General features: G+C 58.1%; 21 protein-coding genes. 16 read left to right on the forward strand and 5 right to left on the reverse strand.

Annotated features, from left to right (window positions below; genetic code table 11):
- Positions 1-19 precede the first annotated feature (19 nt).
- Together KGB23_RS23400 and KGB23_RS23405 are read left to right on the forward strand one after the other, a co-directional pair.
- Positions 20-1,609: an ABC-F family ATPase gene (locus KGB23_RS23400; protein WP_008149954.1), complete on the forward strand. Its 1,590-nt coding sequence runs from the start codon at positions 20-22 to the stop codon at positions 1,607-1,609.
- 247 nt (positions 1,610-1,856) lie between these two features.
- Positions 1,857-3,044: an MFS transporter gene (locus KGB23_RS23405; RefSeq protein WP_223432770.1), complete on the forward strand. Its 1,188-nt coding sequence runs from the start codon at positions 1,857-1,859 to the stop codon at positions 3,042-3,044.
- Positions 3,045-3,066: 22 nt separating this feature from the next.
- Here KGB23_RS23405 and KGB23_RS23410 read toward each other — a convergent pair whose 3' ends face one another.
- Together KGB23_RS23410 and KGB23_RS23415 are read right to left on the reverse strand one after the other, a co-directional pair.
- Positions 3,067-4,104, reverse strand: coding sequence for an alpha/beta hydrolase family protein (locus tag KGB23_RS23410; protein ID WP_150655937.1), 1,038 nt, complete (start codon positions 4,102-4,104; stop codon positions 3,067-3,069).
- Between the two features lie 179 nt (positions 4,105-4,283).
- Positions 4,284-4,895: an FMN-dependent NADH-azoreductase gene (locus KGB23_RS23415; RefSeq protein WP_223432771.1), complete on the reverse strand. Its 612-nt coding sequence runs from the start codon at positions 4,893-4,895 to the stop codon at positions 4,284-4,286.
- A gap of 129 nt (positions 4,896-5,024) precedes the next feature.
- Between KGB23_RS23415 and KGB23_RS23420 the strand changes: the two genes are divergently transcribed.
- Entirely contained in the window at positions 5,025-5,933 is a 909-nt protein-coding gene (locus KGB23_RS23420; protein WP_223432772.1) for a LysR substrate-binding domain-containing protein, read from the forward strand.
- Positions 5,930-6,289, forward strand: coding sequence for an MmcQ/YjbR family DNA-binding protein (locus KGB23_RS23425; protein ID WP_008149946.1), 360 nt, complete (start codon positions 5,930-5,932; stop codon positions 6,287-6,289). Before KGB23_RS23420 ends, KGB23_RS23425 begins: the two co-directional genes overlap by 4 nt.
- Here KGB23_RS23425 and KGB23_RS23430 read toward each other — a convergent pair.
- Positions 6,286-6,714 carry a DUF1294 domain-containing protein gene (locus KGB23_RS23430; protein ID WP_223432773.1) on the reverse strand — a complete coding sequence of 143 codons (429 nt, stop codon included), beginning with the start codon at positions 6,712-6,714 and terminating at the stop codon, positions 6,286-6,288. The genes KGB23_RS23425 and KGB23_RS23430 overlap by 4 nt on opposite strands.
- Positions 6,711-7,541: an undecaprenyl-diphosphate phosphatase gene (locus KGB23_RS23435; protein ID WP_223432774.1), complete on the reverse strand. Its 831-nt coding sequence runs from the start codon at positions 7,539-7,541 to the stop codon at positions 6,711-6,713. The genes KGB23_RS23430 and KGB23_RS23435 overlap by 4 nt, the downstream gene beginning before the upstream one ends.
- A gap of 295 nt (positions 7,542-7,836) precedes the next feature.
- On the opposite strand from KGB23_RS23435, the gene KGB23_RS23440 reads away from it, so the two are divergent.
- The 9 genes from KGB23_RS23440 to KGB23_RS23480 all read left to right on the forward strand — a co-directional run bounded on the left by KGB23_RS23440 (position 7,837) and on the right by KGB23_RS23480 (position 16,358).
- Entirely contained in the window at positions 7,837-9,471 is a 1,635-nt protein-coding gene (locus KGB23_RS23440; RefSeq protein ID WP_223432775.1) for a methyl-accepting chemotaxis protein, read from the forward strand.
- Positions 9,472-9,707: 236 nt separating this feature from the next.
- Positions 9,708-10,271: a nicotinamide riboside transporter PnuC gene (gene pnuC, locus KGB23_RS23445; protein WP_223432776.1), complete on the forward strand. Its 564-nt coding sequence runs from the start codon at positions 9,708-9,710 to the stop codon at positions 10,269-10,271.
- Positions 10,268-10,792 (forward strand): AAA family ATPase, encoded by a 525-nt coding sequence (locus KGB23_RS23450; protein WP_223432777.1) that lies wholly within the window; start codon positions 10,268-10,270, stop codon positions 10,790-10,792. Before pnuC ends, KGB23_RS23450 begins: the two co-directional genes overlap by 4 nt.
- A gap of 332 nt (positions 10,793-11,124) precedes the next feature.
- Entirely contained in the window at positions 11,125-11,562 is a 438-nt protein-coding gene (locus KGB23_RS23455; RefSeq protein WP_223432778.1) for a hypothetical protein, read from the forward strand.
- 1 nt (position 11,563) lies between these two features.
- Positions 11,564-12,136, forward strand: coding sequence for an adhesin (locus KGB23_RS23460; protein ID WP_223432779.1), 573 nt, complete (start codon positions 11,564-11,566; stop codon positions 12,134-12,136).
- A 51-nt stretch (positions 12,137-12,187) separates the two neighbouring features.
- Positions 12,188-13,513 (forward strand): heme utilization protein, encoded by a 1,326-nt coding sequence (locus tag KGB23_RS23465; protein ID WP_223432780.1) that lies wholly within the window; start codon positions 12,188-12,190, stop codon positions 13,511-13,513.
- A gap of 62 nt (positions 13,514-13,575) precedes the next feature.
- Positions 13,576-14,256 (forward strand): C39 family peptidase, encoded by a 681-nt coding sequence (locus KGB23_RS23470; protein ID WP_223432781.1) that lies wholly within the window; start codon positions 13,576-13,578, stop codon positions 14,254-14,256.
- Between the two features lie 34 nt (positions 14,257-14,290).
- Positions 14,291-15,031 (forward strand): hypothetical protein, encoded by a 741-nt coding sequence (locus KGB23_RS23475; protein ID WP_223432782.1) that lies wholly within the window; start codon positions 14,291-14,293, stop codon positions 15,029-15,031.
- Between the two features lie 46 nt (positions 15,032-15,077).
- Positions 15,078-16,358 (forward strand): hypothetical protein, encoded by a 1,281-nt coding sequence (locus KGB23_RS23480; RefSeq protein WP_223432783.1) that lies wholly within the window; start codon positions 15,078-15,080, stop codon positions 16,356-16,358.
- 67 nt (positions 16,359-16,425) lie between these two features.
- On the opposite strand, the gene KGB23_RS23485 is transcribed toward KGB23_RS23480, so the two are convergent.
- A complete protein-coding gene (locus KGB23_RS23485) occupies positions 16,426-17,751 on the reverse strand; it encodes a sigma-54 dependent transcriptional regulator (RefSeq protein ID WP_223432784.1) in 1,326 nt (441 codons plus the stop codon).
- Positions 17,752-18,093: 342 nt separating this feature from the next.
- On the opposite strand from KGB23_RS23485, the gene KGB23_RS23490 reads away from it, so the two are divergent.
- The 3 genes from KGB23_RS23490 to nhaB all read left to right on the forward strand — a co-directional run bounded on the left by KGB23_RS23490 (position 18,094) and on the right by nhaB (position 21,471).
- Positions 18,094-18,363 carry a hypothetical protein gene (locus KGB23_RS23490; protein ID WP_223432785.1) on the forward strand — a complete coding sequence of 90 codons (270 nt, stop codon included), beginning with the start codon at positions 18,094-18,096 and terminating at the stop codon, positions 18,361-18,363.
- A gap of 237 nt (positions 18,364-18,600) precedes the next feature.
- Entirely contained in the window at positions 18,601-19,890 is a 1,290-nt protein-coding gene (locus KGB23_RS23495) for a hypothetical protein (RefSeq protein ID WP_223432786.1), read from the forward strand.
- Positions 19,891-19,968: 78 nt separating this feature from the next.
- Positions 19,969-21,471, forward strand: a complete 1,503-nt coding sequence (gene nhaB, locus KGB23_RS23500; protein ID WP_223432787.1) for a sodium/proton antiporter NhaB — start codon at positions 19,969-19,971, stop codon at positions 21,469-21,471.
- Positions 21,472-21,501 lie beyond the last annotated feature (30 nt).

A 21,501-nucleotide genomic window follows, 5' to 3' on the forward strand; every position in this document is an offset into this window, starting at 1 on the left:
TGCTTCGCAGGAAAAACCTTTGATCTCTACAGCTAACATCACGATGCAGTTCGGCGCCAAGCCGCTATTCGAAAACGTTTCGGTCAAATTCGCCGCGGGCAACCGCTACGGCTTGATCGGCGCCAACGGTTGCGGCAAGTCGACTTTCATGAAAATCCTCGGCGACGACCTCGAGCCGTCCGGCGGCCAGGTCATGCTCGAGCCGAACGTGCGTCTGGGTAAATTACGCCAGGACCAGTTCGCCTACGAAGAATTCACCGTGATCGATACCGTGATCATGGGTCACGAAGAGCTGTGGAAGGTCAAGGCCGAGCGCGACCGCATCTACTCGCTGCCGGAAATGACCGAAGAAGACGGCATGGCCGTTGCTGAACTGGAAACCGAGTTCGCTGAGATGGACGGCTACACCGCCGAATCCCGTGCTGGCGAATTGCTGCTGGGCCTGGGTATCGGCATCGAGCAGCACTTCGGCCCGATGAGTGAAGTGTCCCCAGGCTGGAAACTGCGCGTATTGCTGGCTCAGGCGCTGTTCTCCGATCCTGAAGTGTTGTTGCTCGACGAACCGACCAACCACCTGGACATCAACACCATCCGCTGGCTGGAAAACATCCTGACCCAGCGCTCCAGCCTGATGATCATCATCTCTCACGACCGTCACTTCCTGAACAGCGTGTGCACCCACATGGCTGACCTGGACTACGGCGAGCTGCGCCTGTTCCCGGGCAACTACGACGAATACATGACCGTGGCGACCCAGTCCCGCGAGCAACTGCTGTCGGACAACGCCAAGAAGAAAGCGCAGATATCGGAACTGCAATCGTTCGTCAGCCGCTTCTCGGCCAACGCCTCGAAAGCCAAGCAAGCAACCTCCCGCGCCAAGGCGATCGACAAGATCCAGCTGGCCGAGGTCAAGCCTTCGAGCCGTGTGAGCCCGTTCATCCGTTTCGAACAAACCAAGAAGCTGCACCGTCAGGCGGTCATCGTCGAGCGCATGGCCAAAGGCTTCGATGGCAAGACACTGTTCAAGGACTTCAGCTTCCAGGTTGAAGCTGGCGAGCGCGTCGCGATCATCGGCCCGAACGGTATCGGTAAAACCACCCTGCTGCGCACCCTGGTCAACGAACTGACCCCGGATGCCGGTACTGTGAAGTGGACCGACGCCGCGGAACTGGGCTACTACGCCCAGGACCACGCGCACGACTTCGAAGACGACTGCAACCTGTTCGACTGGATGGGCCAATGGACCCAGGGCGGCGAGCAAATCGTTCGCGGTACCCTCGGCCGTATGCTGTTCTCCAACGACGAGATCCTCAAGTCGGTCAAGGTCATCTCCGGTGGTGAGCAAGGTCGCATGCTGTTCGGCAAGCTGATCCTGCAAAAGCCGAACGTGCTGATCATGGACGAACCGACCAACCACTTGGACATGGAATCCATCGAGGCGCTGAACCTGGCGCTGGAGAACTACCCGGGCACGCTGATCTTCGTCAGCCACGACCGTGAGTTCGTATCGTCGTTGGCCACCCGCATTATCGAACTCAGCCCTAGCGGCGTGATCGACTTCAGTGGCACCTATGACGACTACCTGCGTAGCCAGGGCGTTGTGTTCTAAGCGTTCGCTATAAATAAAAAGCCCTGTCCTTGTGACGGGGCTTTTTGCATTTCAGGGACATGGGATGTTTTGGTGCCGAGACCTTCGCGAGCAAGCCCGCTCCCACATGTGAAAGGCGTTCCCCTGTGGGAGCGGGCTTGCTCGCGAAGAGGCCCTCAAAGCCTACGAACATAGTTAGCCTGCTTCCTTTTATTTGCAGCCCGCGCCATGATGCAGGTCTCCTACCGCCGCCCGCGAACGAGCCCTCATGTCTGTGCAGCAACTACCCCCGCAAAGCTCCATGGCGATCACCCTGCAGATCGTCTCCATTGTCTTTTATACCTTTATTGCCTTCCTCTGCATCGGCCTGCCGATTGCGGTGTTGCCGGGGTATGTCCATGAGCAGCTGGGTTTCAGCGCGATCATCGCGGGGCTGACCATCGGCTCGCAGTACCTGGCCACCCTGCTCAGCCGCCCGATGGCCGGGCGCCTGTCGGACAGCATCGGCACGAAACGGGCGATTGTTTACGGGTTATCGGGGATTGTGTTGAGCGGCGTGCTGACGTTGATTTCAACGCTGCTGCAAAGTCTTCCGTTGCTGAGTCTGTTGATTCTGATCGCTGGCCGTTTGTTGCTGGGGATCGCCCAAGGCTTGATCGGGGTCGGGACCATCAGTTGGTGCATGGGTCAGGTGGGCGCTGAACATACCGCGCGATCGATCTCCTGGAACGGCATCGCCTCCTACGGTGCCATCGCCATTGGCGCGCCGCTGGGGGTAGTGATGGTCGGCGAACTGGGGTTCGCCAGTCTTGGGATCGCGCTGTCGGTGCTGGCGCTGGCGGCGTTGTTGCTGATCCGCAACAAACCCTCGGTGCCGGTGATTCGCGGCGAACGCCTGCCGTTCTGGGCGGTGTTCGGGCGCATTGCGCCGTTCGGTGCGAGCCTGAGCCTCGCCTCCATCGGTTATGGCACGCTGACCACTTTTATTACCCTTTATTACGTCAGCCGTGGCTGGGCCGGCGCGGCTTATTGCCTGACGGTGTTCGGCGTTTGTTTCATTCTGGCGCGACTGTTGTTCATCTCCAGCATTAGCCGTTTCGGTGGATTCACCTCGGCCATTGCCTGTATGAGCATTGAAACGGTGGGCCTGGTGTTGCTGTGGTTCGCGCCTTCGACCGGTTATGCGCTGATCGGCGCAGGCCTGACCGGGTTCGGTCTGTCGCTGGTATATCCGGCGCTGGGGGTCGAAGCGATCAAGCAAGTGCCCAACTCCAGTCGCGGGGCGGGACTGAGTGCTTACGCGGTGTTTTTCGATCTGGCGCTGGCGATTGCCGGGCCGTTGATGGGCGCCGTGGCGTTGAACCTCGGGTACACATGGATTTTCTTCAGCGCGGCGTTGTTGTCGGTGGCAGGACTCGGTTTGACCCTGTTACTGAAACGCCGCGCCATGGCCTGATCGGCCGCGAATGGTGTGAATTTCACTGATCCGCCGTCTGCATTCCGGCCCGGGTCGGTTTGCCAAGCGCGTGAGAGAAGAAACGCCCCGCTTCGGACACCATGGTGCGATGGATGTCTTTGCGGTCTACGCCATCGGCATCGGTACACAGCGCCGGCATGGCGATGATCTGCTCTTCATTGCACGGCGCCAGGAACACAAAGTGCCCTGCCCCGGCCAGCAACTTGAAGTCCGGTGCGATCGGCAGTTTGCGCGCAAGCGCCGCGGCATTCTTGTCGAACGCCACCAGTTTGTCGCCGTCGCCGCTGTAGAGCAGGACAGGCACATGCACGTCGGCCAGGGTATGGCGACCAAACTTCAGGCTCAGCGGCGCCATGAGCAACAAGGCGCGAACCCGAGGGTCGGCCACCGGTTGCAAGTCATCACGGTCAGCAATCAATTCGCCTTGGGTGTTGCAGGCATCGCGGTCGTCCGGGCGCTCCTGACAATAGCGGCGCAGACGGTCCAGGTCTGGTGTAGCGCCGGACAGAATCAGCGCCGTCTCCCCGCCCGCCGAATAACCGATCACACCCACCTGATCGGCATTGACGAAGGGCGCGAGCATTCGATCGCCCAGCGTCGCGGTAATGGCTTCGGAAATCTGGATGGGCCGACCGTAAAGGTTACTCAACGTACCGAGGCGGCTGTGGTCTTTGGAGTTGTCACCGGGATGGATCACCGCCACCACCACAAACCCTTTGCGTGCCAGCGATGTGGCGAGGTCGTTTAAGGCCAGCGGGGTTCCGGTGTTGCCGTGGGACAGCATCAGCATCGGGAAACGGCCGATGGCGACTCGGGTATCTTCGCCCGCTTCGACCGTGTAGCCCTCGAGGATGCTGGAGTGTTCCTTGTCGCTGGAGGGGTAGAAAGCGATGGCGCGCATCGGCTGCAAGTCCAGAGGGTCGAGAAAGCTCATCTCATGGAAACCGACGCTCCAGTGAGGATGCGGCGCAGGCGCGGCGTGCACTGAGTTCAGGCTGCTGAGCAGGCAAATCAGCAAGGTTGCACAAAGACGCACCATGGGAGGCTCCACCTGGCTACTGACCGGGGACGTTAATCCTCGACTGCATAACTCGGGCCACTATTTAATGAAATTCCGAAACAGCCAGAAACAAAAAACTCCGCATCTGGCACTTGCGTGGTCAGAATACAGAGTTTTTTGGGTATTGCTCGAGCTGTTTGATTTTCTTTACAGAAGCCTTACGCAGCGGCGAACAACTGCTCGCTGATTTGCGTGTGAGCGTCGCTCATGGCTTTGGTGCGGACTTCGTCACCGTAGGCCAGGCCATGGGCACGGACGAACTCGAGGTCAGTGATACCGATGAAGCCGAACAGCACCTTCAAGTACTCTTCGTGAGCAACACCAGTCGCCTGGCCCGCATGCAGACCGCCGGAAGTCGATACGATCACGACTTTCTTGCCACCGCACAGGCCTTCAGGGCCGGCTTCGGTGTAACGGAAGGTCTGACCGGCAACGGCGATGCGGTCGATCCAGGCCTTGAGTTGGGTCGGGATGGTGAAGTTGTACATCGGAGCTGCAATCACCACGGCATCGGCGGCGAGGAATTCGGCCAGGGTGGTGGCGCTCAGCTCGGCTTCGTGCTGTTGGGCGGCGTTGCGCAGTTCAGCGGTGGTACCGGCGGCAACCAGGGTCGTGGCGGAGAAATGGCTGATGGCATCGGCGGCCAGGTCGCGATAGGTCACCACGGCAGTCGGCTCGGCGATTTGCCAGGCTTTAACGACTTCGCTGCTCAGCTGACGGGAAGCCGAGTTGTCACCAAGAATGCTCGAATCGATATGCAGCAGTTTCATGTGGGATCTCCAGGTGAGGATCGCTACGAGGCGATCTGATGGGGAGAATCCTACAGACGAAACCAATAGCTGATTAGACTGCGACAATGCGATAGTTCGTCCCACTGATAGAACAATAGAGCTCCCACCATGCAAGACCTCAATGATCTCTACTACTTCGCCAAGGTGGTTGAAGCCGGTGGCTTCGCGGCAGCCGGGCGTTTGCTCGGAATTCCCAAGTCGCGATTGTCGCGGCGCATCGCCGAGCTGGAAGAGCGCCTTGGCGCGCGCCTGCTGCAACGCACCACCCGACAACTCAAGCTGACCGCCGTGGGCGAACGTTACCTGCGGCACTGTCAGGCGATGCTGCTGGAAGCTGAAATGGCCGATGAAGCCGTCGCCAGCATGTCCAGCGAACCTCGCGGGCGTTTACGAGTGTCCTGCCCCGTCGGATTGGCCCACGAAATTCTGCCGCCAGTAATCAGCGATTTCCTTGAGAAGTATCCTCAGGTTCAACTGGAGGTCATGTTGCTCAACCGCCGCGTCGACCTAGTGACCGAGGGCGTCGACGTGGCGCTGCGAGTACGTGAGTTGGGCGATGAGGATCCGCTGCTGGTCACCCGACGTTTGCGTCAGGCGCAGATGGCGATGGTCGCCAGCCCCGGTTTTTTGCACGGGCGTGAAATCAACCACCCCGAAGACCTGAAAAACCTGCCCGTGCTCGGCGCCCTGGAGGCCGACCGCATGGTGCATATCCGCCTGCTCGACCAACAGGGCAAAAGCTGCGATTTCACTCTCGAAGCGCGATTGGGCATCGATGACTTTATCGTGCGCAAGGCCTGCACCCTCGCCGGCCAGGGTTTTACCATGCTGCCGATGATGTATTGCGAGCAGGAACTGGAAAACGGCTCGCTGGTGCAGTTGCTGCCTGATTGGTCGCTGCCTGGCGGCTGGCTGCAAGCGGTCTACCCTCATCGGCGCGGGGTGATGCCGGCCGTACGCGCCTGGCTCGACCATTTGATCGAATCATTCAATGCCTGTGGGGACCGACTGATATGAAGGCTGGACGTATGAGCGAAGAGGATGTCGCGCAATTCTGTCTCGCGCTGCCGGGTGCGCGGGAAGACTACAAGTGGGGTGGCGTACGGGTGTTTTCGATTGCGGGGAACAAGATGTTTGCCTTGCAGAATCTGCGGGGCGAATCCTTGGCCTTCAAGGTCGACAAGGACTTGTTTCTCGGTCATTGCGACCGCCCGGGAATCCGCCCGGCGCCGTATCTGGCGCGGGCTCAGTGGATCATCATGGAAACGCCCTACCCGTTGGGCCCTGAAGAGCTGCAAGGCTTGTTGCAGCGTTCCCATCAATTGGTGGTGAGCAAGTTGCCCAAGCGCACCCAGGTCGGACTGCTGCTTTAAAGCAGCGCGAACAGATGGGCGCCGAGAAACAGCTGATCGATCCAGAACACCTGATGCATCAGCACGATGATCCAGAACACCAGCTGAAACGAGAGCTTGCGCGTCTTGTGCCGAAACAGCTGCTGCGCCAGCAAGGCGCCCGGCCAGCCACCGGCGAGCTCCACCGCATGCAACACGTTCTCAGGTGTGCGCCAATGGTCGGCGCGCGCCTTGCGCTTGTCGCTCCAGTACAGCAAGAACGCCAGCAGGCTGACCACTCCGTACGCCGCCAAGGGAATCACGGAAACCCCACGCAACCACAACGACATCGAGCCGTACAGCGGCAGCGCGCACAGGACCGCAAACACCAACAGTTTCAGCTGGAGATTGCGAAGCTCTCCTGCGGGCTTGCGTCCGGGTTTGTTGCGCGCGCTGGCGTCATTCATGGCTTGACCGCGGTCCAGTCGACCCAGCCAAACTGCCAGGTGGCCAGGATGACCAGGCCGAATGCGATGCGATACCAGGCGAACGCTGCGTAGCTGTGGCTGGCGATGAACTTGAGCAAGGCTCTGACGGCAATCATCGCGAAGATGAACGCCGTGACGAAACCGATCGCGAACACCGGAAAATCAGACGGCACGAACAGGTCGCGATACTTGTAGCCCGAGTACACCGCCGCGCCGACCATGGTCGGCATCGCCAGAAAGAAAGAAAACTCGGTGGCGGTCTTGCGCGACAAGCCGAACAGCAAACCGCCAATGATCGTCGAGCCGGAGCGCGAGGTCCCGGGAATCATTGCCAGGCACTGGGCAAAGCCAACTTTCAGCGCGTCTTTCCAGGTGATTTCGTCAACGGTTTGGGCATGCACTTCATGCTGACGCTGCTCAGCCCACAGCATGACGATACCGCCCACGACCAACGCCGTGGCCACGGTGATCGGGTTGAACAGATACTCGTGGATCAGATCAGCGAAAATCACCCCCAATACCACAGCCGGCAGAAAGGCGATCAGCAGGTTCGCGGTAAAGCGTCGAGCGTTCGGCTGCGTCGGCAAACCGATAACCACATCGAATATCTTGCGGCGAAACTCCCACACCACCGCCAGAATCGCCCCCAACTGAATAATGATGTTGAAGGCCATGGCCCGCTCGCCACCGAAGTCGAGCAGGTCAGCCACAATGATCTGGTGCCCGGTACTGGAAATCGGCAAAAACTCCGTCAGCCCTTCTACAACCCCAAGAATCAATGCCGAAAAGGCAGTCCAAAGATCCATCAATCCCCCAAGAAGCGATGCGCTACGGCATGCCCCGTAAATATTTTTTTCAGAACGTTGACTGCGGTCAGCGTCGCTGCTGCACCGCGCGCATAGAATCCAGCCGAAACCATAAAAATTCCGTGAAAAATCAACTTGGATTCAGGTTTTTCCGTGCGGGGCCGAAATCCTATCAGACAAGTCTGATTAACGCTGCCGCGTTATTGGACTTGGGTCGGATATGACCGATTGGCAAAGTGTGGTTGGATGCTGGCGATCATTTATTACAAGAAAAAGAAACCGGAGTGACAGCGTTATGAACAGCTTGCGCAGTATGTCGATCAGCCGACGTTTGTGGCTCATCTTGATCGTGGCCGTCCTGATGCTAATGACGTTGGGCGTCTTGATGCTCAAGCAGATTCACGATGACCTGTACCACGCCAAGGCTCAGAAAACCCAGCATGTGGTGCAAACCGCCAGTGGCATTCTGACCTATTACCACGACCTCGAAACCGCCGGCACACTCACCCGCGATGCTGCACAGAAGCAAGCTCTGAGCGCCGTTCGCGGTCTGCGCTATGACCAGAACGACTACTTCTGGATCAATGATCTGACGCCGGTGATGATCATGCACCCGGCCAACCCGAAACTCGATGGCCAGAACCTCTCGGCGATCCGCGACCCGGACGGTTTTGCCCTGTTTAACGAAATGGTCGCCGTCGCCAAGACCAAGGGTGCCGGCACCGTCGACTATCGCTGGCCGAAACCGGGCGCCAGCGCTCCGGTAGAAAAAACTTCCTACATCAAACTCTTCGAACCCTGGGGTTGGGTGATCGGTTCGGGCGTGTATATCGATGACATGCAGGCCGAGTTCTATGGCCAGGTCTGGAAGGCTTCGTTCGTGGGGCTGGTGATTGCCCTGATCATGGCGCTGCTGGTCATCCTGATTGCCCGCAGCATCGTGCGTCCACTGCAGGAAACCGTGAACGCCATGGCCAACATCGCCAGCGGCGAGAGCGACCTGACCCACAGCCTCGACACCCATGGCCAGGATGAAGTCACGCAATTGGCACGTCACTTCAACGCCTTCACCGCCAAGCTGCGACTGGTGATCAGGGAACTGCAAGTGTCTGCCAGTGCCCTGGGCCAGTCTTCCAGCGAACTGGGCAACGACGCCGCCCAGGCCCAGCAACGCAGTCAGCAACAGTCCCAGCAAATGGAACTGGTGGCCACAGCAATCAATGAAGTGACGTATGGCGTACACGACGTCGCGAAAAACGCCGAGCACGCCGCCAGCGAAATGCGCGACGCCGAGTCTCAGGCGCAGCAAGGTCAGGTCAATATCGATGGCAGCCTGCAACAGATCGACAAGCTGTCGTCCACCATCGACCAGGCGGTGGAGGTGATTCGTACCCTGGCCGCCGAAAGCACGCAGATCGGCAGCGTCCTCGAAGTGATCCGCTCCATCGCCGAGCAAACCAACCTGCTGGCCCTCAATGCGGCCATCGAAGCCGCCCGGGCCGGCGAGCAAGGTCGCGGTTTTGCGGTGGTGGCCGATGAAGTGCGACTGCTGGCCCAGCGTACCCAGAAGTCCACGGCCGAGATCCAGTCGATGATCGAACGCCTGCAAAGCCACTCCGAAGCGGCGGTCAAAGTGATCGGCGACAGCAGCCGCGCATCGCAGTTGACCATCGAGCAGGCCGGCCTGGCCGGTGCAAGCCTGAATGCCATTGCCCAGGCGCTGCGCAACCTCAACGGGTTGAACGCTTCCATCGCCAGCGCAACCTTGCAACAGGCGCATGTGGTCGAGGACATCAACCAGAACGTTACCCAGGCGGCCGGTTTGTCTCACAGCACGGCGCTGGCGGCTGAACAGTCGAGCGTGGCCAGCGTTCATCTGAAGGAATTGAGTGAGCAGTTGAACGGGCTGCTCAAGCAGTTCCGGGTGTAACGACAGCCCTGTAGCAGCTGCCGGGCTTGCGAGGCTGCCTTCGGCTGCGGAGCAGTCGTCAATCCTGCCTGCAAGTTTTTTCTGACACACTGCGGTGTCTGATTTCACGACTGCTACGCAGCCGAACGCAGCCTCGCGAGCTCGACAGCTGCTACACAGGGCGGCGCACGCCGGTTCTACTTGGCAGCGCCTGCCGTTACAATCCGCTCCTCTTCGACTTCCCCCAAGGAACCTCCATGTCCGGGCTTGAACTGTTTGCCGCTGCCCTCGGTGTCATTGCCGTCTGGTTGACGGTCAAACAGAACCCCTGGTGCTGGCCGATCGGCCTGGTCATGGTGCTGCTTTATAGCTGGATCTTTTTTGAGGTGAAGCTCTACTCGGACATGCTCCTGCAGGTGATCTACGCCGCATTGCAGCTCTATGGCTGGTGGCAGTGGACGCATGCGAGGGGCGCGCACCATGGTCGGCAGGTCAGCCTGCTCGACGGTAAATCGGTCGCTTTGAGTCTGCTCATTGGCGCGATCGGCAGTCTGTTGCTGGGCGCTGCAATGGCGAACTGGACCGATGCCGCACAACCCTGGCTCGATGCGGCACTGACTGGCTTCAGCCTGGTGGCGCAGTTATGGATGGCGCAAAAACGCATTCAATGCTGGCCGCTGTGGTTCACCTTGGATGTGATCTTCGTCGGGCTGTTTATCTACAAAGACCTGTACCTGACCGCCGGGCTCTACGCGCTGTTCGCCCTGATTGCCGTGCAAGGCTGGCGGGAATGGCGGGCCGATCCGGCGTTGCGCACATGAAAGTTCTGGTACTCACAGGCCCCGAGTCCAGTGGCAAAAGCTGGCTTTCGAGTGAGATTCACGCCAATTTTGGCGGCATATTGGTCGGCGAGTACGTTCGGCGCTTCATCGAAAGCGAAGCCCGGGAAACCTGCTACGATGACATTGCACGCATAGCACATGGCCAGCTGAGATGGGAAGATGAAGCACGCGCCAGACAACCATCCCTGTTGATTCTCGATACACACCTATTAAGCAATATCCTTTGGAGCCAGACTTTGTTTGGCGCTTGCCCGACGTGGATCGAACAAGCATTGCTGGCACGGCACTACGACCTGCATTTGCTGCTGAGCCCTGAAACCGTGACCTGGCATGACGACGGGCAGCGTTGCCAACCGCAACTGGCAGAACGCCAGGCGTTTTTCCAGGCCAGCCGCCAATGGCTTGACCTGCACCGCCAGCCTTGCCAGGTACTGCAAGGTGATTGGCAACAGCGCAAGGACGCAGCATTCGAGGCTGTGACGCGCTTGCTCAAGGCCTGACCAGCGGACTCCCCGCCCTGCCGCCAATGTCCATTCCTGAAACACCCATCCTTGCTAAAACCAGCGAGCTAGAGCGACTCGAGCACTCCAGCAAGAAAATGTTAAACCACTGATACAACCCGCCTTCAGCGCCCTTAGCGAGCAAAACCGCCAGCTTGGACGGCGTTTTTGCGTGGCTCTGTCTCAATGGCGTTACTAAATTTTTTGACCACCTCGACAATTAAAGCCAACCAACTGTTTTTAAAAGATAAAAAAAAACCGGCACACCTTCTGCTCTCTACCTCGCAACGCTGATAAGGGCCAGCGTTCCACTTACAGAAGGAATTGCCGCCGTGGGGAAACTTGAAAACAACATCTATAGCCTCCTGCTGATCGGATGCGCACTGGGCTCAAGTGTCTGCCTGCCTGTACACGCTGACAACGGCATCATCATTATCAAACGCGATGTCCAACCGCGCATGGCAACGCGTGCGCCGGTGATGCCCGACCCCAGCCCCACGACCGCCAATGCCAACCCGTCCAAAACTATCCACAGTCAAACGAACGAGTTGAGCGACGGAGACTTTGCCGGTGTCGCCAGTGGTGCAGGCATCACACGCCTGGTCGCTCAAGGTTCCAGCAACCTGGGCGGCAATATCAGCAACCAGAGCCAGCTTTCCAACCTCCCCGCTGGACGTTCGGGAAATGCCGGCAACGGTATTGCCAACATGGTCAATTCAAGCGTCCAGCAAGGCCTGGGTGCTATGAAAGTCATGACGGGAGACCGTTAAGATGAATCGTACGCTGCTGATTATCGCCATGTTTTGCAGTGCATCGACCTTTGCCCAACCTCCCGTCATCAATAACGCCGAAATCGACGGTTCGGGCATGCAGTACCAGGGCAACCTCGCCGTCAACCAGGCTGCCGGCGATCTACAGCAACAGGCTAACGCCCGGGCCATCGCCGTTGGCCATGGAGCCAGCGCGACCACACAGATTCGCCAACGGCTGCGGACGGTGGTCGACCCCAGTATCGATGCTCGATCCAGCATTCAAGGCGATTCTTTCAGCCACGGCAACGGCGTACTGGGCGTCAACCAGAGCGCGGGCGCCAGCAACCAGCAAGCTAATGCCCTGCGGATAAGCATCAGCACACAGCCGCAAAGTATCGACGACAGCGTCCTCAGGCAACAGAACGTGGCGCTGATCACCAACTCCGATCCAACTGACTCTGCACCAGGCTATCGCCAGGTCGCTACCAGCGATCAGGCCTTCACCGGTAGCCGTGGGGTGATCCAGTTGAATCAGAGCGCCGGGGTGGGAAACCGAACGGCCAACACCCTGAGCGTACGGGTCACGGATTGACCCAAACAGGTAGGTACAACACTTAACCTAAAATAAGTACGGAGAACCACCATGAAACCTTCGATGGCAATAAAACCTCTGGTTTTTGCAATCGCTGCGGTCTTGGCTGTTGCTGCACAAGCTGGACAGAACGATCGGCGTGGTCACCATAATGGTCATCACAACAATCACCACACTCCTCCTCCAACATGGATCCATACCGACGCGACCGCCAATGCGAACGACAGGCAGTCCAGTACCGGCAACCGCATCCTCAACGAAGGGACTGAGAACTCCGCCGAGATGAGCAGCTCTGGCTCAGGCGCGAGCGGCAACGTCGGCATCAACGTGGCAGCAGGCGCCGGCAACCAACAAGACAACGCGGCCGCCATCGCAAACGCTGGTTCCACCTCCAGCCTCGATAACAGCTTCGTGTTCGGCAATTCCGAAGCCACCGCTCGAGTCACGCAATACAGCAACAACAACAAGGTCTACAACTACGGCACCCAAAACTCTGCCGTGATGAGCGGATCTGGCGATGGCAGCAGCGGCAATATGGGGATCAACATTGCTGGCGGCGACCTCAACCAACAGAAAAACACTATGGCAATTGCCAACTCCAATGCCCCGCTGGGTAACGCATCAGCCAGCGCCTCTGCCAATCAAAGCGGTCCTGGCCTGACAGTGAATAACAACGCTGATCGGACGTACACCATAGATACGCTGACGTTTACCAAAACGGCCAGCGGTAGTTTCTCTAAAGAGAAGTCATTCGAGGCTAGCGGCAGTCAAAGCGCTTCTTCGAGCTGGGCCGCGGCCGGATCCAGGAGCTCTGAGGCCAGCGGTTCCAAAAGCGTAGATGTGAGCGGCTCCAGGAGTACGGATAGGAGCTCTAGCAGCAGTTTTGACTTGAACGTTGATGTGAACGCTGATGTGAACGCTGATTTTGATGCGTCCAAGACTGTTACTTGGGATAACGGTCGTCGCGAGCAAAGCCGCAGTGTGAGTGTCGAAGCATCGCTTGACGCATCGCTTGACGCATCGCTCGATGTATCGATCGATAAATCGAAATCACATTCCACCGACTCCTCGTTCGAAAAATCCTTCGATAAATCGTGGGAAAAATCGTCCGCCTCCTCGTACGAAAAATCGGGCAGCAAGTCGTCCGAATCTGAGTACGCAAAAGCGAAAAGCTACAGTGAAAGCAGCTCATATGATTTGAGTAACACCTACTCCTATCAAGTGCTGACTCCAACTGGCTGGGCCAACCCTGTGACCAACACTGCAACCCTGAGTGGTTCGGTGAATGGCGGCAGTGGCAACCTGGGCGTCAACGTGGCTGCCGGTGTGGGTAACCAACAAAGCAACTCGCTGGCTATCTCCAACCAGTCGTTCTAATTGTTGTCTCTGGAGGCCCCCTTATGGGGGCCTTTTTCAACACAACCAGAAGGCGTCCCACTATGCGCATTATCGCCTTGGCATTTTTGCTTTGCGTAGCCAGTGTGATCGAGGCTGCGCAACTACCACTTTCCGTCCTGCCGGGCGGCGCGGTGGTGTTCAAGCCGATCCAAAGCATACGCGAGCGCAAGTTTGCCGACCTGGTCCAACAGAAAACCGACTTCAGTTGTGGCGCAGCTGCGCTGGCGACGATATTGCGCCAGGCCTATTGGCTGGACGTGAATGAAGAACAAATCATCGAAGGCATGCTGGCACACTCCGATCAGGATCTTGTCCGCGTCCAGGGCTTTTCCATGCTCGACATGAAGCGCTACGTGGAAAGTCTCGGCATGCGGGCCCGTGGTTACCGGGTAGCGACGGAAACGTTGAGCGAGATCAGAATTCCGGTTGTGGTACTCATGGATATCCGTGGCTACAAACATTTTGTGGTCATGCAAAGAGTCCATCAGGGCTGGGTCTATATCGGCGATCCGGTACTCGGTCATAAACGTTACAAAGTAGAAGACTTTGTAAAAGGCTGGAACGGCATCATCTTTGCCGTCATCGGCCAGGGCTACGACAAAGCCAATGCGTTGCTCGACCCACCCCTGCCACTGACCGCCAAGAACCGCATCAACACCTTCAGCCCGGTGCAAGACACAGAGTTGATGGATTTCGGATTCATCCAAAGCGACTTCTTCTAATAACAAGGGAGCACGACGCTCCGGGAGCATTCCAATGAAGACTCCAATCTGGCTGGCGATGGTTTGCCTGGCCGCCAGCCTGCCGACCCAGGCGCAGGTATTCAAACCCATTGAACTGAACGATCAGGAATTGGCGAGCCTGCGAGGCCGCTATGTCATGCCGGGACGGATCATCAGTTTCGGCATTGTCATGACCACCACCTGGCAAAATGCCAACGGTGAAGTGATCGGGGCAACTTCCTCGATGCAAATTCAACAATCGACCATCACGCCACAGTTCTATGTGTCGATAATCAACGAAAAAGGTAATGGCTCAGCGAGTTCGCAAGGCACCGGCATCGTCACTGGCGGCAGCGGCCTCAACAGCACCGAAGGCGTCACTCAGGTCGTGCGTGCTGCCGGCGACCATAACACTGCCTACAACAACGTTGATATCACCGTCACGAAGGCTAACCAAGCGCCAACAACACAACAGCAGGGCCAGGCACTGGCCGCAGGCTCGACGTTGGTCGGCGCCAATGGCGCGGGCTCACTGAGCATTTCCTCGGCCGGTACGGGTGTGCAACTCAACATCGTGGCCAACAACAATCAGGGCAGTACCGTACAACGCCTGGGCCAGGGTGGACTGATGCAGAACACGACGTTGCTCGGCGGTGGTAACCAGGTCAGCAACCTCACGTCCCTCCATGTCGTGCTGCGTGACAACGTGGCGACAGGCGGGTCGCTGAACGGCAACCTGGACCAGCTCAAAGGTCTTCGCACTCAAGGATTCTGATCTACGCTCAGTCTCATCAGATGAAGTCAGTAGGGACGGCTAACCCATGCACCGATCGTTGACGTTCAGAGCCATCGTTTGTTTGAGTAGCCTGGCCCCGGCGACACTGCTATACGCAGCACCGGACCCCCAGGTCGAGATGCTAAAACAAGAACTCATGGAGTTGAAACAACGTTACGAAGCACAACAGAACGCGCTGATGGTACTCGAGCAACGCGTTCGCCAAGTCGAAGAAGCACCTGCGACACCGGCTCCCAAACGCCTGACCAAATCCCCTGCCGAAACGACCAGGGGTGGCCAGACGGTGGCCGCCGGTGCGCCGGGAACCACAGGCAGCTCATACGGCCAATCGCTCAAGGATGATTCGGAGCCTGCGCAAAGCGTTTCCAACCTGTATGACGAAGCCAGCGGCTTCTTCGGTGGTGGCAAGTTCAGTTTCGAAACTGGCGTGACCTACACGCACTACGATACCCGTGCGCTGACGCTCAATGGCTTTCTGGCACTGGACTCGATTTTTCTCGGCAACATCGACATTGACCGCATCAAGTCGGATAACTGGACCCTGGACCTGACCGCCCGCTACAACACGGGACAACGCTGGCAGTTCGACATTAACGTCCCCGTGGTTTATCGCGAATCAACGTACTCCTCCGGTGGCGCCGGTGGCGCAGGCCCGGTGACGTCGGACGCCACCGTTACCCGCGACCCGACCATCGGCGATGTGAACGTTGGCGTTGCTTACAAGTTTCTGGATGAGTCGGTCAACCTGCCCGATGCGGTCGTTACACTGCGCGTCAAGGCGCCTACCGGTAAGGATCCATACGGCATCAAGCTGGTCCAAGAGCCGAACAACGATAACCTCGCGGTACCCGAAGACTTGCCTACCGGCAATGGTGTCTGGTCGATCACCCCGGGTATCTCGCTGGTCAAGACCTTCGATCCGGCCGTGCTATTCGGCAGCCTGGCCTACACCTACAACATGGAAGACTCTTTCAGCGACATCAGCCCTCAGGTCAACTCCAAGGTGCCCGGGGACGTGAAACTGGGCAACTCCTGGCAGGTCGGCGCCGGCATTGCATTCGCCTTGAACGAGAAGATGAGTATGTCGTTCTCGTTCACCGATCAGTTCGCCCGCAAGAGCAAGATCAAGCCGGACGGTGGCGATTGGCAATCGATTACGAACAGCGATTACAACTCGGCTAACTTCAACATCGGCATGACCCTGGCAGCAACCGATAACCTGACGATCGTTCCCAACCTGGCCATCGGCCTGACCGACGACTCGCCAGACTTTTCCTTCAGCCTGAAATTCCCGTACTACTTCTAATCCACAACAACAAAGCCCCGCTGCGACTTCAATCCCAGCGGGGCTTTTTTTGTAGTAGATCTTGCGTCTAACGTATCTGATGCTTGTGCAACAAACGGTAGAAGGTAGGCCTGGATATCCCCAGCACCTTGGCGGCGGTGCTCAAATTATCGCTGTGGCGGTTAAGTACATCGTACAAGGCCTGGCGCTCTGCCCGGTGCTTGTAGTCTTCCAGTGTGCCTATCGGCGCGGCAACGGCCTGCGGTCTGATCAGCCCCAGGTCTCGCGCTTCGATCTGCCGGCCTTCGGCCAGTACCAACCCGCGACGTACCCGGTTGGCCAGCTCGCGCACATTGCCCGGCCAGTCATGCTTACCCATGGCAACCAAGGCGTCTTCACTGAAGCTGCGCGGACGGCGGCCGGTTTCATGGCTGTAGAAATGGGAAAAGTGGTTGGCCAGCATCGACAGATCACCATTGCGCTCACGCAGGGGCGCGGTCGCGACCTGCAACACGTTCAGGCGGTAATACAGATCTTCACGAAAGCGTTTCTTCTCGATCGCGGCCTCAAGGTCGACATGGGTCGCGGCCAACACCCGCACATCCACGGGAATCGGCTGGCTGCCGCCCACCCGCTCGATGTGCTTTTCCTGGAGGAAACGCAACAGGTTCGCCTGCAGCTCCAGGGGCAGATCACCGATTTCGTCGAGAAACAACGTGCCACCGTTAGCCGCTTCGATCCGCCCGATCTTACGTTGATGGGCGCCAGTAAAAGCCCCCTTCTCGTGGCCAAACAGTTCGGACTGGATCAAGTGTTCGGGAATTGCGCCGCAATTGATCGCGACAAAGGGTTTGCTGTGACGTTGGGATTGTCGATGGAGCGTGCGGGCGACCAGTTCTTTACCGGTACCGCTTTCACCACGGATCAATACCGGAGACTCGGTGGGCGCCAGCTTGCTCAGCAACTTGCGCAGTTCGCGAATGGGTTTGCTGTCGCCAAGCAGTTCGTGTTCAGGCTGATCAATGTGAACCGTGCCCTGCCCACGCAGGCGCGCCATCCCGAACGCTCGGCCCAGCGTCACCTGAACCCGGGACACATCGAATGGCAAGGTATGGAAATCGAAGAACCATTCGCAGACAAAGTCCCCGACATTTTGCAATCGCAGGACTTCCTGGTTGAGTACGGCGATCCACTCGGTACCGCTACGGCTGATGAGCTCTTTGACGGCTTCCGGGCGTTCGAGTTGAAAAGGCTGCAAACGCAACAGGCCGACATCGCAGGTTTTGTCGGCAACGTTTTCCAGGGTGCAGCTGTCAACGTCCCAACCGACAGAGCGCAAACCCGGCAACAGACGATAACAGTCGTCGCACGGGTCCACTACTAACAGACGTCGTAAGGCAGGCACTTCGATCATGACTGTTCCTTGGCGCCAAATTTATGAAACATTATCAAAAACAGTCGTTTGGCGGACCTGGCTGTAACAATAGCAATAATTTGACGCGACCTTGTACCGTTTGACTATAGAGCGGTTGCGTTATTAGTTATAAGAAGCAATTTAGTCAGTTACCTAACGAGTCCTTCCTTTCATTCAGCTTTCAAATCCTGTCCACACCTTGAGCCAATGAAAGAAAGTTGATATTTCTTTTACTTGTATGTGACCCGCCCCCCGGTTGCGGGCATCAGTACAAGTAACCAGCCGAACGGTAAGCCCAACCGACGGCACATCACTTGATTGGGCATACAGAGAGAAAAACCCATGAACGCCCCGCTCCGCATCAACGAAGCTCTTTTGATTGCCGACCGCGCATTCCAACCGTTCCAATGCGTGGCCTGGGCCCCACAAGACGGCAATGGCGAACTCAGCCTTACCGTTATCGATCGCACCAACACCCGCAGCATCGGCCGCAAGCAGATCCCAAGCAGTGCCTATACCGATCCAGCGCAACTTGAATGCCTGCTTGAAGCGGCACGTGCGGAATTGAGCGAAGGGGGTTACAAACTCCAATCGTGGTCGATGCCACACTAAGCGTTTTGCGGGTTACCCAACGGTAACCCGCGCCCTCCCCCGATTATTATTCGAACTTGCACGCGCCTAACTACTTGGCAGGCTTGTCAGTGGTTCGAAAAGACACTGTTCTGGCACACAGTGACCCTCCGCCTGTTAGTTATGACAGTTGTGCATCCAGCCGTTCAGGGATTGAATGTTTCCTTACAGTCGCCACCCAAACTCCCGGTTCAGGACGACTTGCAAGGAGCTGCGTGCATGTCAATCCAGACCGCGTTTGCATTACCGGCAACCCTGAACAACGCCGGCAAACTTGATACAACCTTTGCCTCGTCTGGCAAAACCCAGGTGTATTTCGCTGGCAGCCTCTCAAGCATGGCCAACGGGGTCGCGATTGATTCACGTGGCAGGTTGCTGGTGGCGGCGAAGGTCGGAACGCCAGGCGGTAGCCGCTTCGGCCTGGCTCGCTTGCTCGAGGACGGCTCGGCAGATCTGGCGTTCGGCAATCAAGGCAGCGTCATCGGGCAATTTCAACACGGCTTCGAGGCCATGGCCGGCAAAGTCCACGTACTGCCCGATGGGCACATTCTGGTGGCCGGCCTGCACTACGAAAATGCTCACTGGACACTACCCGCCCTCGCCCTGTTTGATCAGCATGGTCGGCCGGTTCAATGTTTTGGCGACAATGGCCGCTGCGTCGTGCGTCTGCCGGGCGGTCTTTCCCAAGGCGTGCGTGACACCTGGCTCCCCCCCGGCGTATCGGGCGCAGAAGGTTGTGATATCTGCGTGCAGGAGGATGGTCGAATCCTGCTGCAGGCCAATCATCACTTCGAACTGTCCGATCATGTCGGCATGCTGATACGCCTCAACACCGACGGCTCACTGGACGACACCTTCAACGGTCGTGGCTTCGTGATTGTCAGGCACTTGTTGATGAACACCTGGCTCAGCAGCCTGATGGTGCAACGAGACGGCCGGATCCTGGTGGGCGGGTCGATCAATTTCCCTGAAGAAGGTCTGCTGGCCCGCTATCACACCGACGGCAGGCTCGACGATTGTTTCGCCGTGGATGGTTTCATGACCTTCAAGGCACGGAGGTATAGCGCTCAGGTCAGCCAGGTCGTCCAACAGGAAAATGGCGATGTGCAGTGTTTTGGCAGCAGCCGCGACCCGATGCATTGCCTGGCACTGAAAGTACACAGCAACGGTCGCCCGGACATTCATTGCAATGGAGGCCAGGCCCGATTGCTGGAGATCGGTCACCGCGGCTGCCAGTGGACCGACGCACAGGCACTGCCGGACGGCTGCGTGGTGACGGTCGGGGCCACGATTGGTGGTGTCGAGGCGGATTTCATTCTGGCGCGGTATCTGCCCAACGGGCAGCTCGATCGCAGCTTCGGTAAAGGCGCCGGCTGGGTTCGTACACGCCTTGGCCGCAGTCTGGATACCGCGACTTCAGTGGTCATGCAGGCCGATGGAAACATTGTCGTCGGAGGCTATTCACTGGATGGCAACTATCGGGCGATCGTCGCACGCTATCTGGGATAGGCCTGCACAGTTTTCCTACACTTGATCTTCCCTCCTGCTTACGGCAAGTTGCGCGCTTCTTAATACAAGGAGTAGCCAATGCCCGGTTCAATGGCTCAGGCGTTCGCACACAATTTTCTCGGGCATTCACCCCGCTGGTACAAGGCAAGCATTGTCGGTTTCCTGATTCTCAACGCACTGGTGTTGTGGACCGTCGGCCCGGTGGCGGCTGGCTGGCTGCTGGTGCTGGAGTTCATCTTCACCCTGGCCATGGCGCTCAAGTGTTATCCGTTAATGCCCGGTGGCTTGCTGTTGATCGAAGCACTGTTGCTGAAGATGACCACGCCCCAGGCACTCTACGACGAGCTGGTGCACAACTTCCCGGTGATCCTGCTGCTGATGTTCATGGTGGCCGGCATCTACTTCATGAAAGACCTGCTGCTGTTCCTGTTCTCACGACTGCTGCTCGGGGTTCGCTCCAAGCCACTGCTGGCGTTGATGTTCTGCTTCCTGTCGGCGTTTCTGTCGGCGTTTCTCGATGCCTTGACCGTGACCGCCGTAATCATCAGTGCAGCCGTCGGGTTTTACTCGGTGTATCACCGCGTCGCCTCCGGCAACGATCCGCGTCAGGACAGCGAGTTTGGCGATGACCAGCACCTGCCCACCCTTCATCACGCCGACCTCGAACAATTCCGCGCCTTTCTGCGCAGCCTGCTGATGCACGGTGCCGTGGGTACCGCACTGGGCGGTGTTTGCACATTGGTCGGTGAGCCGCAGAACCTTCTGATCGGCCACGAGATGGGCTGGCACTTCTCTGAGTTCTTTCTGAAAGTCGCCCCGGTTTCATTGCCGGTCCTGGTGGCAGGCCTGGTGACCTGCGTCCTGCTGGAGAAACTTCGCTGGTTCGGTTACGGCACGCTGTTACCGGACAACGTGCGTGCAGTTCTGGCCAATTACGCCGCCGAAGACAATGCCGAACGCACCTCACGCCAACGTGCAGCGCTTATCGTGCAGGGATTGGCAGCGCTGATTCTGATTGCGGGGTTGGCGTTCCACATTGCTGAGGTCGGCCTGATCGGCTTGATGGTGATCGTGCTGATCACCGCATTCACTGGCATCACTGACGAGCACCGCATCGGCAACGCGTTCAAGGACGCCATGCCATTCACAGCGCTGCTGGTGGTGTTTTTCGCAGTGGTGGCGGTGATTCACGATCAGCAGCTGTTCACGCCTTTGATCCAGTGGGTGCTGGCGCTGCCAGCGGATCAACAGCCGGGCATGCTGTTTATTGCCAACGGCTTGCTGTCGGCCATCAGCGATAACGTGTTCGTCGCGACCATTTACATCACCGAGGTCAAACAGGCCTTCATCTCCGGCCACATGAGCCGTGAGCATTTCGAGACGCTGGCGATTGCGATCAACACCGGCACCAACCTGCCGAGCGTGGCGACGCCCAATGGTCAGGCTGCGTTTCTGTTCCTGCTGACCTCGGCGATTGCACCGCTGATTCGCCTGTCGTACGGACGGATGGTGTGGATGGCGTTGCCGTACACCGTGGTGATGGGTGTTCTTGGCTGGTATGCAGTGAGTTTCTGGCTGTAACACCAATCAACCTGTAGGAGCTGTCGAGTA

This window comes from Pseudomonas sp. GL-B-26, assembly GCF_019947405.1.
Classification (GTDB): Bacteria; Pseudomonadota; Gammaproteobacteria; order Pseudomonadales; family Pseudomonadaceae; genus Aquipseudomonas.

What these genes read in the sequence shown, in the direction of transcription:
- KGB23_RS23475 (WP_223432782.1), top strand. Translation starts at nt 14,291, where the DNA reads ATGAAGACTCCAATCTGGCTGGCGATGGTTTGCCTGGCCGCCAGCCTG.
- KGB23_RS23410 (WP_150655937.1), bottom strand. Translation starts at nt 4,104, where the DNA reads ATGGTGCGTCTTTGTGCAACCTTGCTGATTTGCCTGCTCAGCAGCCTG.
- KGB23_RS23495 (WP_223432786.1), top strand. Translation starts at nt 18,601, where the DNA reads ATGTCAATCCAGACCGCGTTTGCATTACCGGCAACCCTGAACAACGCC.
- KGB23_RS23405 (WP_223432770.1), top strand. Translation starts at nt 1,857, where the DNA reads ATGTCTGTGCAGCAACTACCCCCGCAAAGCTCCATGGCGATCACCCTG.
- KGB23_RS23425 (WP_008149946.1), top strand. Translation starts at nt 5,930, where the DNA reads ATGAAGGCTGGACGTATGAGCGAAGAGGATGTCGCGCAATTCTGTCTC.
- KGB23_RS23430 (WP_223432773.1), bottom strand. Translation starts at nt 6,714, where the DNA reads ATGAATGACGCCAGCGCGCGCAACAAACCCGGACGCAAGCCCGCAGGA.
- pnuC (WP_223432776.1), top strand. Translation starts at nt 9,708, where the DNA reads ATGTCCGGGCTTGAACTGTTTGCCGCTGCCCTCGGTGTCATTGCCGTC.
- KGB23_RS23415 (WP_223432771.1), bottom strand. Translation starts at nt 4,895, where the DNA reads ATGAAACTGCTGCATATCGATTCGAGCATTCTTGGTGACAACTCGGCT.
- KGB23_RS23460 (WP_223432779.1), top strand. Translation starts at nt 11,564, where the DNA reads ATGAATCGTACGCTGCTGATTATCGCCATGTTTTGCAGTGCATCGACC.
- nhaB (WP_223432787.1), top strand. Translation starts at nt 19,969, where the DNA reads ATGCCCGGTTCAATGGCTCAGGCGTTCGCACACAATTTTCTCGGGCAT.
- KGB23_RS23490 (WP_223432785.1), top strand. Translation starts at nt 18,094, where the DNA reads ATGAACGCCCCGCTCCGCATCAACGAAGCTCTTTTGATTGCCGACCGC.
- KGB23_RS23440 (WP_223432775.1), top strand. Translation starts at nt 7,837, where the DNA reads ATGAACAGCTTGCGCAGTATGTCGATCAGCCGACGTTTGTGGCTCATC.
- KGB23_RS23465 (WP_223432780.1), top strand. Translation starts at nt 12,188, where the DNA reads ATGAAACCTTCGATGGCAATAAAACCTCTGGTTTTTGCAATCGCTGCG.
- KGB23_RS23470 (WP_223432781.1), top strand. Translation starts at nt 13,576, where the DNA reads ATGCGCATTATCGCCTTGGCATTTTTGCTTTGCGTAGCCAGTGTGATC.
- KGB23_RS23420 (WP_223432772.1), top strand. Translation starts at nt 5,025, where the DNA reads ATGCAAGACCTCAATGATCTCTACTACTTCGCCAAGGTGGTTGAAGCC.
- KGB23_RS23435 (WP_223432774.1), bottom strand. Translation starts at nt 7,541, where the DNA reads ATGGATCTTTGGACTGCCTTTTCGGCATTGATTCTTGGGGTTGTAGAA.
- KGB23_RS23450 (WP_223432777.1), top strand. Translation starts at nt 10,268, where the DNA reads ATGAAAGTTCTGGTACTCACAGGCCCCGAGTCCAGTGGCAAAAGCTGG.
- KGB23_RS23485 (WP_223432784.1), bottom strand. Translation starts at nt 17,751, where the DNA reads ATGATCGAAGTGCCTGCCTTACGACGTCTGTTAGTAGTGGACCCGTGC.
- KGB23_RS23480 (WP_223432783.1), top strand. Translation starts at nt 15,078, where the DNA reads ATGCACCGATCGTTGACGTTCAGAGCCATCGTTTGTTTGAGTAGCCTG.